This window comes from Providencia rustigianii (assembly GCF_900637755.1).
In the GTDB taxonomy this organism is placed as follows: Bacteria; Pseudomonadota; Gammaproteobacteria; order Enterobacterales; family Enterobacteriaceae; genus Providencia; species Providencia rustigianii.
Genome location: NZ_LR134396.1, coordinates 3678319 through 3693348, shown reverse-complemented (window position 1 = coordinate 3693348; position 15030 = coordinate 3678319). Strand labels below are relative to the sequence as shown.

Sequence of the window (15030 nt, the reverse complement as noted above, 5' to 3'; positions counted from 1 at the left end):
TGAAGTGTTTTTGTGAAGTGCTCACACAGATTGTCTGATAGAAAGTAGAGCAATAGGCTATACGTGGGAGAGCTATTCGAAAGAGTGGGTCTTACACGAGATATGCAACAAAGCAATTTGTGCAGTATTTCGTGTCCCCTTCGTCTAGAGGCCTAGGACACCGCCCTTTCACGGCGGTAACAGGGGTTCGAATCCCCTAGGGGACGCCAATTGCGCCGATATCGAGTGAAAGACGATGTCCCCAATAATGATTAAGCCAATTACGATGTAGTTGGTTTAACAATTATGCTCTTTAACAATCTGGAACAAGCTGAAAATTGAAAACAACGCACATTGTTTTGCTTAAACAATGTGAGAGTCTCTCAAAAAATCTCAACTTGAAGATGTTCTCTGAACATTCGAGTCGACGAGCGACATGAGTTCAAGGCAGACAGCGCACAGCAAGCGCAGCGTACTTAAGGTACGTGAGCATTGCGAGCACTGACTAACGCCGAAATCATGAAGCACAGTCACTCGTTGTAAGAAGACACCTTCGGGTTGTGAGGTTAAGCGACTAAGCGTACACGGTGGATGCCTAGGCAATCAGAGGCGATGAAGGACGTGCTAATCTGCGAAAAGCGTCGGTAAGGTGATATGAACCGTTATAACCGACGATATCCGAATGGGGAAACCCAGTGCAATCCGTTGCACTATCGTTTGATGAATACATAGTCAAACGAAGCGAACCGAGGGAACTGAAACATCTCAGTACCTCGAGGAAAAGAAATCAACCGAGATTCCCCTAGTAGCGGCGAGCGAACGGGGAACAGCCCAGAGTCTTAATCAGCATTAGCATCAGGAGAACGGTCTGGAAAGGCCGGCAGTATAGGGTGATAGCCCCGTATCCGAAGGTGTTAGTGTTGTGAACTCGACGAGTAGGGCGGGACACGTGTTATCCTGTCTGAATATGGGGGGACCATCCTCCAAGGCTAAATACTCCTGATTGACCGATAGTGAACCAGTACCGTGAGGGAAAGGCGAAAAGAACCCCGGCGAGGGGAGTGAAATAGAACCTGAAACCGTGTACGTACAAGCAGTGGGAGCCTTGATTTATCAGGGTGACTGCGTACCTTTTGTATAATGGGTCAGCGACTTATATTCTGTAGCAAGGTTAACCGTATAGGGGAGCCGTAGGGAAACCGAGTCTTAACTGGGCGAATGAGTTGCAGGGTATAGACCCGAAACCCGGTGATCTAGCCATGGGCAGGTTGAAGGTTGGGTAACACTAACTGGAGGACCGAACCGACTAATGTTGAAAAATTAGCGGATGACTTGTGGCTGGGGGTGAAAGGCCAATCAAACCGGGAGATAGCTGGTTCTCCCCGAAAGCTATTTAGGTAGCGCCTCGTGAACTCATCTTCGGGGGTAGAGCACTGTTTCGACTAGGGGGTCATCCCGACTTACCAACTCGATGCAAACTACGAATACCGAAGAATGTTATCACGGGAGACACACGGCGGGTGCTAACGTTCGTCGTGAAGAGGGAAACAACCCAGACCGCCAGCTAAGGTCCCAAAGTCATGGTTAAGTGGGAAACGAAGTGGGAAGGCTCAGACAGCCAGGATGTTGGCTTAGAAGCAGCCATCATTTAAAGAAAGCGTAATAGCTCACTGGTCGAGTCGGCCTGCGCGGAAGATGTAACGGGGCTAAACCATGCACCGAAGCTGCGGCAGCGATATGTAAATATTGTTGGGTAGGGGAGCGTTCTGTAAGCCTGCGAAGGTGTGCTGTGAGGCATGCTGGAGGTATCAGAAGTGCGAATGCTGACATAAGTAACGATAATGCGGGTGAAAAACCCGCACGCCGGAAGACCAAGGGTTCCTGTCCAACGTTAATCGGGGCAGGGTGAGTCGACCCCTAAGGCGAGGCAGAAATGCGTAGTCGATGGGCAACGGGTTAATATTCCCGTACTGGTGATAATTGCGATGGGGGGACGGAGAAGGCTAGGCTGGCCGGGCGACGGTTGTCCCGGTTTAAGGATGTAGGTGGGTGAATTAGGCAAATCCGGTTCACTATACACTGAGGTCTGATGACGAGTCACTACGGTGGCGAAGTAGCTCATGCCCCGCTTCCAGGAAAAGCCTCTAAGCTCTAGATTATCATTAATCGTACCCCAAACCGACACAGGTGGTCAGGTAGAGAATACTCAGGCGCTTGAGAGAACTCGGGTGAAGGAACTAGGCAAAATGGTGCCGTAACTTCGGGAGAAGGCACGCTGGCATTAGGTGAAGTCCCTTGCGGATGGAGCTGAAGCCAGTCGAAGATACCAGCTGGCTGCAACTGTTTATTAAAAACACAGCACTGTGCAAACACGAAAGTGGACGTATACGGTGTGACGCCTGCCCGGTGCTGGAAGGTTAATTGATGGGGTTATCCGTAAGGAGAAGCTCTTGATCGAAGCCCCAGTAAACGGCGGCCGTAACTATAACGGTCCTAAGGTAGCGAAATTCCTTGTCGGGTAAGTTCCGACCTGCACGAATGGCGTAATGATGGCCAGGCTGTCTCCACCCGAGACTCAGTGAAATTGAACTCGCTGTGAAGATGCAGTGTACCCGCGGCAAGACGGAAAGACCCCGTGAACCTTTACTATAGCTTGACACTGAACATTGAGCCTTGATGTGTAGGATAGGTGGGAGGCTTTGAAGTGTGGACGCCAGTCTGCATGGAGCCAACCTTGAAATACCACCCTTTAATGTTTGATGTTCTAACGTGGCCCCATTATCTGGGGTGCGGACAGTGTCTGGTGGGTAGTTTGACTGGGGCGGTCTCCTCCCAAAGAGTAACGGAGGAGCACGAAGGTTGGCTAAGCATGGTCGGACATCATGCGGTTAGTGCAAAGGCATAAGCCAGCTTGACTGCGAGAGTGACAGCTCGAGCAGGTACGAAAGTAGGTCTTAGTGATCCGGTGGTTCTGAATGGAAGGGCCATCGCTCAACGGATAAAAGGTACTCCGGGGATAACAGGCTGATACCGCCCAAGAGTTCATATCGACGGCGGTGTTTGGCACCTCGATGTCGGCTCATCACATCCTGGGGCTGAAGTAGGTCCCAAGGGTACGGCTGTTCGCCGTTTAAAGTGGTACGCGAGCTGGGTTTAGAACGTCGTGAGACAGTTCGGTCCCTATCTGCCGTGGGCGTTGGAAGATTGAAAGGGGCTGCTCCTAGTACGAGAGGACCGGAGTGGACGCACCACTGGTGTTCGGGTTGTCATGCCAATGGCATTGCCCGGTAGCTAAGTGCGGAAGAGATAACCGCTGAAAGCATCTAAGCGGGAAACTTGCCTTGAGATGAGTCTTCCCTGACCCTTTAAGGGTCCTAAAGGAACGTTTAAGACTAAGACGTTGATAGGTTGGGTGTGTAAGCGTAGCGATACGTTGAGCTAACCAATACTAATGAACCGTGAGGCTTAACCTGACAACACCGAAGGTGTTTTAGAGAGATGAAGTTGATTTTCAATAGCGAGTGAGAAGCCGAAAGGTGAAGGACACAGCAGCTTGTTCAGGATTGATGTTCTGGTTTAAGGATAAAAGACTTAAACGGGAATAAACAGAATTTGTCTGGCGGCAATAGCGCGGTGGTCCCACCTGACCCCATGCCGAACTCAGAAGTGAAACGCCGTAGCGCCGATGGTAGTGTGGGGTCTCCCCATGTGAGAGTAGGGAACTGCCAGACATTAAATTAAGATTGATTGCAACATGCAATGAGTCGCCGAAAGGCAAAGAAGAATAAGTGGAGCGGTAGTTCAGTTGGTTAGAATACCTGCCTGTCACGCAGGGGGTCGCGGGTTCGAGTCCCGTCCGTTCCGCCACTTAATTAGGGGCGTAGTTCAATTGGTAGAGCACCGGTCTCCAAAACCGGGTGTTGGGAGTTCGAGTCTCTCCGCCCCTGCCAGTTACCAATTAAGTAATAATAAAAGAAGTATCTATTGATAACCCGATTACTTTAATCGGGTTTTTCTTTATCTAGATTTTGTTAATTCTTACTATAACCCCCCTAACTGCCCACCAAAAAATCTATTTCAAAATCAGCTTATTTATTTTTAATTCATTATTTCAGGAGTGAAAAATGAGCGATGGAGCCATCACTCATTTTTGCAGATTTCAGCAAGATTAAATATGGTTAATTGGCGTTTTAATTAGCTGGTTAATTAGCGCTTGTTGATCATTTTTTTTCAGCCAGATAGCGTATAAAGGCTTAGTAATAACGTTCTCTGAGAGCGCTTTTAGCCCAGGATAATGCTGAAGCCAATGAGAAGGTAAAAACGCAGCTGAAAGCGATACAGACAATAATTGGCGTGTAATATTAGCCGATGTCGTGATCATTACAGGTGAGTCGTCTTGAGCAATAGCTGGTTCATTCTTAGGATGAAAATCAGCTCCCCATTCTAGTTTGATAAAATTATATTGAGTGAGAGATATATTCTTTTGTGAAGCCATTAACTGGATCTCAGCTGATCCAATAATAGTGCTTTCAAACTCATCCATTTTTGGAGGTTCTATCGCAATAAGTAGATCCAATTCTCTAGAATGAAGTTGTTTAACAAGAGATTGGCGAGTAGAGATTCGGGCTTCTAAGCGTAACTCATCATGTTGGCTATACAGGTTTTCAACCCAATCAGTTAAGTAGCCCTCCCATAATGATGCTGTTGCACCAATAGATAATTCAGTATGTTGGGATGCATGTGAAATTTCTTTTTTAGCTTGTAACCAAGTATTCATTAGAGATTCAGCGTAAGGAACTAATCGTTCACCCGCTGGCGTTAATCGAATATTATTACGGTGTCTTGTAAATAAATTGGTACCGAGTTGAGTCTCTAACTGTCTGATACGAAAGCTAACGGCAGACTGCGTTAAGTAGAGAGATTCTGCGGCTCTGCCGAAGTGTCTGGTTCTACTGACTTCTAAAAAAGTTCTTAATAACTCGCTGTCCACATACATCTCCAATAATTTTTGTCGTGATGATTTAAATGTTTTGTTTTACAGATTGTCAATGCTGTCTAATACTCCGCGCCATATAGAGTTGACCGTAATCAGTTAGGAGTGTGTCAGATGGCAGATAGCTTCATCACGACTAATCGTTTTTTTGACAATAAACATTATCCACGTGGCTTTTCCCGTCATGGTGACTTCACCATAAAAGAAGCTCAGTTGCTAGAACGTCACGGCCAAGCTTTTAATGAGCTTGATACAGGTAAGCGCGCGCCACAAACAGAAGAAGAAGAGTTATTCGTTGCTGTTTGTCGTGGTGAACGGGAACCTGTTACCCTAGAAGAAAAGGTATGGACGAAATATTCTAGCCGTATTAATCGTCCAAAACGCTTCCATACCCTATCAGGTGGTAAACCGCAGATAGATCCATCGGAAGACTATACCGATTCAGATGATTAAGTTCATTAAATGGTAAAATAATAAGGGACTTCGGTCCCTTTTATTTTTTAGTGTAATATTATTTTCATCTACATACTTTCAGCTTACTTGTTTTTGCAAATGAAGCAATAACTTATCCATAGCTCGATATCCCAATGCTTCTAGTAAATGCTTTTTTTGAATATCTGAAGATGAGTCTAGGTCTGCAATTGTTCGAGAAACGCGTAGGATTCGATGCCAAGCACGAATAGATAGCCCTAATTTATTGAGTGCATTCTCTAAGAATAAAGCATCCTCATTATTAACCTGACATATCTTTGTTGTTTCTCTTGATGAGAGTTGACTATTAATTTTTCCCGCCCTCTCAAACTGCTTTTCTCTTGCCTTCATCACTCTAGAACGAACTTTTTCGCTGGTTTCTCCTTGGCTATTTTGATGACTAAGCATACCTAATGGTAATAATGGAATTTCTATCGATAAATCAAATCTATCTAAAAAAGGCCCTGAAATACGAGATAAATATCGTAGGATCTTTGTGGGCGATGAGCGGTTCATTTCACCTTGATAGTGTCCTGTAGGACTTGGATTTAACGCAGCAATAAGTTGGAAATTAGCAGGAAAGCAAACTTTAGCTTTAGCTCGCGAAATTATAACCTGATGAGATTCTAGTGGCTCTCTTAATGAGTCAAGAGCGGCTCGTGTAAACTCAGGTAATTCATCAAGAAATAGAATTCCATGATGAGCGAGGGATATTTCCCCTGGCTTTGGTAGAGTTCCTCCTCCAATTAATGCTGCCGTTGAAGCACTATGATGAGGTGCTCTGAATGGTCTTTCTGGCCAGTTTTCCTCTATTCTTATTGTTTGGCTTAGGCTTTTTAGTGCTGCGACCTCTAGTGCTTCTTGGGGCGTTAAAGAGGGGATAATAGTGATAAGACGGCTGGCCAACATTGTTTTTCCTGTACCCGGGGGGCCGAGTAATAAAAGATTATGTCCTCCAGCGGCACAAATCTCCAAAGCACGTTTTCCATGCTCTTGACCAATAATGTCGCTGATATCATTTTCATGGTCTGGAGGATGCGGTGCCTTAGTAATGTGTTGGTTGCTAATAAGTGTATTTTTTCCATGAAGATATTGGCAAAGTTCGAGTAAGGATGATGAAAAATTTGAACTATCACTTGGTAGTAAGCGGAGTTGATGTTGATTGTCTAGAGGTAAAATTAAGCGTCTATTTTCGGTTATTGCGGCTTGAGCCGCAGGAATGGCGCCGTTGATATAACGTATGGTTCCCGATAGTGCGAGTTCACCAAGAAATTCGTGCTGTTCTAATAAGTCATATGGAATTTGTCCGGATGACGCCAAAATGGCAACAGCTATCGCCAGATCGTAGCGCCCACTTTCTTTAGGTAGATCAGCTGGCGCTAAGTTTATTGTCATTTTTTTGACTGGATATTCAAAACCACTATTTATTATTGCGCTTCTCACGCGATCCCTTGCTTCCTTTACGGCAGTTTCAGGTAAGCCTACTAAGGTTAATCCGGGAAGCCCGTTACTAATATGAGCTTCCACCGTGACTAATGGTGCATCCATGCCAATTGATGCGCGAGTATAAACAATTGCTAGAGCCATAAATTTCTCTTTTAGGTTAACAGAGTTATATGCTGTTTAAAAAAAGTGATTTTTATTGTGATTACTTCTATTTTTGCGAAGAGGCTCGATAATTAAATCATCAGGTTTCTTTATCACTACATTTTTCTTTGAAAAGGCTCGAATACTAATAATTAAGGGATGGTGGTGGTATTTTATTTTGTGATAGAAATAGTTTTGTTGTGAAATTAATTAGGATAACTGGCCGCTGTTTTAGATTTTATTGAGGTTAACTTGCATTGGATTAATTTGGTGAATAACGCTGACTCTCTTGTAATAGATAATGATAATGACTGATTTTTAGTGTTAAATTCAGTTGATTGTCCCAAATAAGCTATAACTAATTGAATTTTAATCAAATAAAAAACATCATGTTTAAAAAATCAAATAAGAGTTGTCAAAACAATTTTAAAATGATACCTCTTTAATAAAGCAAACGATAAATGTTGAAAAGATTAAACTCATGAACAAATTCATCCAAGTGATTAGCCTAATTATTAGCGTGGTGGTGATTATTATCCCACCGTGCGGGGCTGCACTTGGACGACGAAGGCTGAAATAGTGGCCAAATCTCACGAGAACCCCGCACCGAAAGGCGCGGGGTTTTTTTTCACCTGAATCTTTAGCAAACCAACAAATAAATAAAAACATAATAAATACAACTAAATAAAATAATAGACAGACAGGAGACAATCATGAACGGAGCACAATGGTTAGTTCAGGCATTACGAACACAAGGTGTTGATACTGTTTTTGGATATCCCGGAGGGGCAATCATGCCGGTTTACGATGCCCTATATGATGGCGGTGTTGAACATTTACTGTGCCGCCACGAGCAAGGGGCCGTGATTGCAGCAATTGGTTACGCTCGTTCAACGGGTAAAACGGGTGTTTGTATCGCGACTTCTGGACCTGGAGCAACCAATGTTATCACGGGTTTAGCAGACGCTTTACTTGACTCTGTACCTGTAGTCGCGATCACGGGGCAAGTCGCATCTGCGTTTATTGGTACTGATGCTTTTCAGGAGATTGATGTTTTAGGGTTATCCCTCGCCTGTACAAAACACAGTTTTTTAGTGGAATCGATAGAAGAGTTACCGCGTATTCTCGCTGAAGCTTTCGCAATCGCAAATAGTGGACGTCCCGGACCTGTACTGATTGATATTCCGAAAGATATTCAGCTACAACATGCAGAATTAGCGCCATATTTGATGCCAGTTGAACAAGACGATGTCACTCCGCAAGATGAGATTCAACAAGCAAGAGCATTACTGGAACAGTCAGAAAAACCCATGTTATATGTTGGTGGGGGAGTAGGAATGTCTGGAGCAGTGAATGAGCTGAGAGCTTTTATTGAATACACCGGCATTCCATCAGTTGTGACGTTAAAAGGATTGGGTTCAGTTTCGCCATTGGATAAAAACTACTTAGGTATGCTTGGCATGCATGGAACTAAAGCCGCTAATATCTCGGTGCAACGTTGTGATTTATTAATTGCAGTTGGCGCTCGCTTTGATGATAGGGTCACCGGAAAATTAAATACTTTTGCACCGAATGCAAAAGTCATTCATATCGACATTGACCATGTAGAGTTAGATAAATTACGTCAAACTCATGTTGCTCTATTAGGGGATGCGAAAGCGTTATTACCTAAATTGATGGTGAAGAAATCCATTACAAATTGGCAGCATGAAGTTCAGCAACTAAAGCAAGAGTGCGGCTGGCGCTATGATCATCCAGGGGAACCAATCTATGCTCCTCTGTTGTTGAAGCAGTTATCAGAAAAAATGAAACCTAATACGGTAGTGACGACGGATGTTGGGCAACATCAAATGTGGTCTGCTCAGCACATCTCTGTGGATGCGCCTGAAAACTTTTTGACGTCCAGTGGTCTCGGAACTATGGGATTTGGTGTTCCAGCTGCAATTGGTGCTCAGGTTGCTCGCCCTAATGACACCGTGGTATGTGTCTCTGGTGATGGTTCTTTCATGATGAACGTTCAAGAGCTGGGTACTATCAAACGTAAACAGCTACCTGTGAAGATTTTATTATTAGATAACCAGCGGTTAGGTATGGTACGTCAGTGGCAAGAACTGTTCTTTGAGCAGCGCTATAGCGAAACTATTTTGACTGATAACCCAGATTTTGTTGCATTAGCGGGCGCTTTTGGTATTCAAGGTCGTCGTATTACCCGCAAATCTGAAGTGGATGCCGCACTTGATGAATTACTGACTAGTGAAGGCGCATTTTTATTACAGGTATCAATTAATGAATTAGAAAACGTCTGGCCATTGGTTCCACCAGGGGCAAGCAATGAAAAAATGATGGAGAAACCGTTATGATGCAACATCAACTCTCAATATTGGCTCGCTTTCGTCCAGAGGTTTTAGAGCGTATTTTACGAGTCACTCGCCATCGTGGATTTCGAATTAACTCCATGAATATGGATCAATTATCAGATGGTGATAATGTAAGTATTGAATTGACTGTCAGTAGCCAACGACCATTAGCACAATTGTGCGCGCAGTTAACTAAGCTATCTGACATCACCGCAGTTGAAATAAGACAACAAGAATCACGACTATTACGCACACAAAGTGCAATGTAAGGAATAAATTAAAATGACTAAGAAAGCTGACTTTATTTGGTTTAACGGTGAAATGACGCCTTGGGCAGATGCAAAAGTTCACGTTATGTCTCATGCTCTGCATTATGGAACTTCAGTATTTGAAGGCGTTCGTTGCTATGACTCTCACAAAGGACCTGTGGTATTCCGTCATCGTGAGCACATGCAACGTTTGCATGACTCCGCAAAAATTTACCGTATGCCTGTCAGCTATAGTGTTGATGAGTTAATGGAAGCCTGCCGTGCAACTTTGCGTAAAAATAACTTAGTCAGTGCGTATATTCGTCCATTAGTTTTTATCGGTGATGTGGGAATGGGTGTTAACCCGCCAGATGGTTATAGTACCGATGTGATTTTAGCTGCGTTTCCATGGGGCGCTTATTTAGGGGAAGAAGCTCTAGATCAAGGTATTGATGCCATGGTTTCTTCATGGAACCGTGTAGCTCCAAATACTATTCCTACAGGTGCTAAGGCAGGTGGTAACTATCTATCGTCATTACTGGTTGGTAGTGAGGCTCGTCGCCATGGCTACCAAGAGGGAATCGCATTAGATGTACATGGTTACCTATCTGAAGGGGCTGGTGAAAATATTTTTGAAGTGAAGGATGGCATTCTGTATACACCGCCATTTACATCCTCAGCTTTACCTGGGATCACGCGTGATGCGATTCTAACGTTAGCAAAAGATATGGGTATCGAAGTTCGCGAACAAACACTATCTCGAGAGTCTCTCTATCTTGCGGATGAAGTATTTATGACGGGTACAGCGGCAGAGATCACGCCAGTACGTAGTGTTGATGGTATCCAAGTGGGTATTGGTCGTTGTGGCCCTATCACTAAGAAAATTCAACAAGCATTCTTTGGCTTGTTTGACGGTACAACAGAAGACAAATGGGGCTGGTTAGATCCAGTAAACCCTCAATAACTAAATTATATCGATTACAGGCGGTCGTTCCCCGCCTGTTTTAATACACGGGAGTCAAGATATGCCTAAGTACCGTTCAGCAACAACCACCCATGGTCGTAATATGGCAGGAGCACGCGCCTTATGGCGTGCAACAGGTATGACCGATGCTGACTTTGGAAAACCGATTATTGCGGTTGTTAACTCATTCACTCAGTTTGTTCCTGGTCACGTACATTTACGTGATTTAGGGAAACTCGTTGCAGAACAAATCGAACTAGCAGGCGGCGTGGCGAAAGAGTTTAACACTATCGCGGTAGATGATGGGATTGCGATGGGGCATGGAGGAATGTTGTATTCCTTACCTTCCCGTGAATTAATTGCTGACTCCGTTGAATATATGGTAAATGCCCATTGTGCGGATGCAATGGTGTGCATTTCTAACTGCGATAAAATTACTCCCGGAATGTTAATGGCGTCTCTACGCCTGAATATCCCGGTCATTTTTGTTTCTGGCGGTCCAATGGAAGCCGGAAAAACCAAGCTTTCAGACCAAATTATCAAACTTGACCTTGTGGATGCGATGATCCAAGGCGCGAATCCCAATGTCAGTGATGAAGAAAGTGAGCAAATTGAGCGTTCAGCGTGCCCAACATGTGGGTCATGCTCCGGTATGTTCACTGCGAACTCCATGAACTGTTTAACGGAAGCATTAGGGCTTTCTCAACCGGGAAATGGCTCATTACTGGCGACTCATTCAGACCGTAAAACATTATTTATTAATGCAGGCAAACGTATTGTTGAACTGACAAAGCGCTATTACGAACAAGATGATGAAAGTGCATTACCTCGTAATATCGCGAATAAAGCTGCATTTGAAAACGCGATGACATTAGATATTGCGATGGGTGGCTCAACTAACACCGTTTTACATTTACTTGCGGCGGCACAAGAAGCAGAAATTGACTTTACGATGGATGATATTGATCGCTTATCTCGCCAAGTACCTCACTTGTGTAAAGTTGCCCCAAGTACCCAGAAATATCATATGGAAGATGTCCATCGTGCTGGTGGTGTTCTTGGGATCTTGGGTGAACTAAGCCGCGCTGGTTTACTTCAAGAGAATGTGACGAATATTCTCGGGCTTTCCTTCCAAGAAACATTAGCTCAGTACGATGTTATGCTGACTAAAGATGAATCTGTAAAATCAATGTTTTCTGCGGGTCCTGCAGGTATTCGTACAACCCAAGCATTTTCACAAAGCTGCCGTTGGCCATCACTGGATACTGACCGTGAAAATGGGTGTATCCGTAGTATCGAGCATGCTTATAGCTTGGATGGTGGTTTGGCGGTTCTGTCGGGTAATATCGCGGAGAATGGCTGTATTGTTAAAACGGCCGGCGTTGATGAAGGTAGTTTAATATTCCGTGGCCCAGCTAAAGTGTACGAAAGCCAAGACGATGCTGTAGAAGCCGTTTTGGGTGGGAAAGTGGTGGCTGGGGATGTGGTTGTGATTCGCTATGAAGGTCCTAAAGGTGGGCCGGGTATGCAAGAGATGCTGTACCCAACCTCTTATCTGAAATCCATGGGATTAGGAAAAAGCTGTGCTTTGATTACCGATGGACGATTTTCAGGGGGAAGCTCTGGTCTGTCTATTGGACATATCTCCCCAGAGGCGGCGAGTGGCGGTTTATTAGCACTGGTACAAAATGGCGATATTATCGATATTAACATTCCAAATCGCACCATGGTGCTGGATGTTAGTGAGGATGAATTGGCAAAACGCCGTGAAGCAGAACTCGCGCGTGGAGATAAAGCATATACGCCACGAAATCGCCAACGTGAAGTTTCATTTGCTTTACGTGCTTATGCTTCCCTTGCAACGAGCGCAGATAAAGGCGCAGTACGTGATAAATCTAAGCTAGGGGGTTGATTGTGGCAGCTGCAAAACCGTTACCTACAATGCCCTCTGGAGCTGATTACTTAAAAGCAGCACTCAGTGCTCCTGTTTATGAAGTGGCGCAAGTTACGCCGCTTCAAGAAATGAGCAAGCTTTCATCACGTATGGGTAATACGATTTTAGTGAAGAGAGAGGATAGGCAGCCGGTTCATAGCTTTAAGCTGCGCGGTGCCTATGCGATGATTGCAACTCTGACGGAAGAGCAAAAAAAGAAAGGTGTGGTGACTGCATCAGCGGGTAACCATGCACAAGGCGTCGCGCTATCGGCGAGTCGTGTTGGCGTCAAAGCTAAAATTGTTATGCCTGTTGCAACGGCAGACATCAAAGTTGATGCGGTTCGTAGTTTTGGCGGAGAGGCTATTTTATATGGCGCAAACTTTGATGAAGCCAAAACCTATGCTATCGCAATGGCAGAAAAAGAAGGCTATACCTTTGTTCCACCATTTGATCACCCATCGGTGATAGCAGGGCAAGCCACGATAGCTTTGGAGTTACTTCAACAAGACGCACATTTAGATCGTATTTTTGTTCCTGTAGGCGGTGGCGGGCTTATTGCTGGTGTCGCGGTGTTAATTAAACAATTAATGCCTGAAATTCAGATCATTGGTGTAGAAGCGGAAGATGCGGCTTGTTTAAAAGCGGCATTAGAAGCAGGTCATCCCGTTGATCTTCCTCGTGTGGGATTATTTGCCGAAGGCGTAGCGGTAAAGCGTATCGGCGATGAAACCTTTCGGTTATGCCAGCAGTATGTTGATGATGTGATCACCGTCGATAGTGATGCAATTTGTGCAGCATTGAAGGATATTTTTGAAGATGTTAGAGCAATTGCAGAACCATCGGGGGCTTTAGCCTTAGCGGGTCTGAAAAAATATGTTCAGCAACACAACATTCGTGGAGAACGGTTGGCGCATGTCTTATCTGGCGCCAATATGAATTTCCACGGGCTACGCTATGTTTCCGAGCGCTGTGAGCTGGGTGAGCAGCGAGAAGCATTACTCGCGGTAACAATTCCTGAGCAGAAAGGTAGCTTTTTACGTTTTTGCCAGCTACTGGGTAACCGCTCTATCACCGAATTTAATTATCGCTACACCGATGCAGACCCTGATCGCGCGTGTATTTTTGTTGGTGTTCGGCTCAATGGTGGCGAGCGTGAACGCGTTGATATCATTCAGGAGCTACAAGGGAATGGTTATGAAGTTGCCGACCTTTCCGATGATGAAATGGCAAAATTACATGTTCGTTATATGATTGGTGGCCGCCCATCGAAGCCATTAGATGAAAAATTGTATAGCTTTGAATTCCCTGAATCGCCGGGCGCACTATTAAAATTTTTAGAAACCTTGGGAACCCACTGGAATATTACGCTGTTCCATTACCGTAGCCATGGTACTGACTACGGGCGTGTGCTGGCGGCATTTGAACTGTCAGGCCCAGAAGTACGCTTTGATCGTCATCTTGATGCATTAGGCTATGAATATCACGATGAAACAGGCAATCCATCCTTCCGTTTTTTCTTAGCGCCACAAGATAGACAAACGACATTAGACTGAATGTTCTGGGAGCAATTCCCAGAATGCTTTCACCAAAGGGTCGCTTAGGCGTTTGCTTAACAGGCAAACGCCGAGTTCAAAGGGTTCGACCATCGAAATATTATCGAGTTGGGAAACACGACTACGAACAGGCTCAGGGCTGTTATCCACGACAACACTCGGGATCAACGCAATTCCACAGCCCAAGGCAACCATAGAAACAATCGCCTCGTGTCCCGATACTGTCGCATAAATCACGGGATTATGAATTTGATGACGTTTAAACCAGAGTTCAATTCGTTTACGTGAAGGGCCATGCTCCGGCAATATAAAGGGAACTGAAGACCAATCAGATTTATCTTCAATCACCATACTTCTGACTGCACATGGTAATGACGGGGCAATCAGTACTAACGGAATTTCACCAATCTTTGCAAAACGCACATTATCAGGTAGGCGCTCTGGTTTTCCTGCGATACCTAAATCGGCCTCTTTAGTTTCAACTTTTTCAACAGCATCGGCAGCATCACCTGTCGTTAATTTGATTTCTACCAGTGGATGCAAGGCTCGAAATTTATCCAGAACTTGGGGTAGGTGGCTGTACGCCGCCGTGACAGAACAAAACAGACGTAATTCACCGCTCAATGATGGACTTTGATGATTAAGGGCATACTGTAGCTGCTGATATTGCAATAGTGTTTGCTGAGCGAACTGTTTTAAATGCTCGCCTGCTTGGGTGAGTTTCACGGAGCGATTATCTCGAATAAATAAGGGATGCCCAAGCTGGTCCTCTAAACGCTGTATCTGCCTTGATAGTGTTGAAGGGCTGACATGCATTGCCTTTGATGTGCGCCCAAAGTGGCAGCTTTCTGCTAAATGCAGAAATAATCGTAGATCACGGATATCCATTTGACCCTCGTATCGGATAATTTATCACGTTGCAAATATTGCAACATTATATTG

The 15030-nt window shown here is 44.7% G+C and carries 10 protein-coding genes, 3 tRNA genes and 2 rRNA genes; 12 read left to right on the top strand and 3 right to left on the bottom strand.

The features are described 5' to 3' along the window. The first annotated feature begins 133 nt into the window (after nucleotides 1–133). From EL244_RS16965 to EL244_RS16945, 5 genes are all read left to right on the top strand, one after another. A tRNA-Glu gene (locus EL244_RS16965) sits at nucleotides 134–209 on the top strand. A gap of 334 nt (nucleotides 210–543) precedes the next feature. Then, nucleotides 544–3452: ribosomal RNA gene (locus EL244_RS16960) — 23S ribosomal RNA — on the top strand. 142 nt (nucleotides 3453–3594) lie between these two features. Next, a 5S ribosomal RNA gene (rrf, locus tag EL244_RS16955) occupies nucleotides 3595–3710 on the top strand. A 59-nt stretch (nucleotides 3711–3769) separates the two neighbouring features. Next, nucleotides 3770–3846 (top strand) — tRNA-Asp (locus EL244_RS16950). A 7-nt stretch (nucleotides 3847–3853) separates the two neighbouring features. Further along, nucleotides 3854–3929 (top strand) — tRNA-Trp (locus tag EL244_RS16945). A gap of 218 nt (nucleotides 3930–4147) precedes the next feature. Here the strand turns inward: EL244_RS16945 and hdfR are convergent. Further along, the gene (hdfR, locus tag EL244_RS16940; RefSeq protein WP_126462472.1) at nucleotides 4148–4975 is read right to left on the bottom strand and encodes an HTH-type transcriptional regulator HdfR; all 828 of its coding nucleotides are present in this window, start codon (nucleotides 4973–4975) and stop codon (nucleotides 4148–4150) included. A gap of 111 nt (nucleotides 4976–5086) precedes the next feature. On the opposite strand from hdfR, the gene EL244_RS16935 reads away from it, so the two are divergent. After that, a complete protein-coding gene (locus tag EL244_RS16935; protein ID WP_006814634.1) occupies nucleotides 5087–5425 on the top strand; it encodes a MaoP family protein in 339 nt (112 codons plus the stop codon). A 78-nt stretch (nucleotides 5426–5503) separates the two neighbouring features. Here EL244_RS16935 and EL244_RS16930 read toward each other — a convergent pair whose 3' ends face one another. Further along, nucleotides 5504–7030 carry a YifB family Mg chelatase-like AAA ATPase gene (locus tag EL244_RS16930; RefSeq protein WP_126462469.1) on the bottom strand — a complete coding sequence of 509 codons (1527 nt, stop codon included), beginning with the start codon at nucleotides 7028–7030 and terminating at the stop codon, nucleotides 5504–5506. A gap of 481 nt (nucleotides 7031–7511) precedes the next feature. On the opposite strand from EL244_RS16930, the gene ilvL reads away from it, so the two are divergent. The 6 genes from ilvL (at nucleotide 7512) to ilvA (ending at nucleotide 14088) form a co-directional block, all read left to right on the top strand. After that, nucleotides 7512–7610, top strand: a complete 99-nt coding sequence (gene ilvL / locus EL244_RS16925) for an ilv operon leader peptide (protein WP_112837475.1) — start codon at nucleotides 7512–7514, stop codon at nucleotides 7608–7610. A 133-nt stretch (nucleotides 7611–7743) separates the two neighbouring features. Further along, on the top strand, nucleotides 7744–9390 hold the full coding sequence (ilvG, locus tag EL244_RS16920; RefSeq protein ID WP_126462466.1) for an acetolactate synthase 2 catalytic subunit: 1647 nt from the start codon (nucleotides 7744–7746) through the stop codon (nucleotides 9388–9390). Beyond that, entirely contained in the window at nucleotides 9387–9656 is a 270-nt protein-coding gene (gene ilvM, locus EL244_RS16915) for an acetolactate synthase 2 small subunit (RefSeq protein WP_126462462.1), read from the top strand. Before ilvG ends, ilvM begins: the two co-directional genes overlap by 4 nt. A gap of 13 nt (nucleotides 9657–9669) precedes the next feature. Next, nucleotides 9670–10599, top strand: coding sequence for a branched-chain amino acid transaminase (locus EL244_RS16910; RefSeq protein ID WP_006814628.1), 930 nt, complete (start codon nucleotides 9670–9672; stop codon nucleotides 10597–10599). Nucleotides 10600–10660: 61 nt separating this feature from the next. Next, entirely contained in the window at nucleotides 10661–12511 is a 1851-nt protein-coding gene (gene ilvD, locus EL244_RS16905; RefSeq protein ID WP_126462459.1) for a dihydroxy-acid dehydratase, read from the top strand. A gap of 2 nt (nucleotides 12512–12513) precedes the next feature. After that, entirely contained in the window at nucleotides 12514–14088 is a 1575-nt protein-coding gene (gene ilvA / locus EL244_RS16900; RefSeq protein ID WP_039854897.1) for a threonine ammonia-lyase, biosynthetic, read from the top strand. Here the strand turns inward: ilvA and ilvY are convergent. Next, nucleotides 14080–14976: an HTH-type transcriptional activator IlvY gene (ilvY, locus tag EL244_RS16895; RefSeq protein WP_126462456.1), complete on the bottom strand. Its 897-nt coding sequence runs from the start codon at nucleotides 14974–14976 to the stop codon at nucleotides 14080–14082. The two genes, ilvA and ilvY, sit on opposite strands and share 9 nt — an antisense overlap. Nucleotides 14977–15030 lie beyond the last annotated feature (54 nt).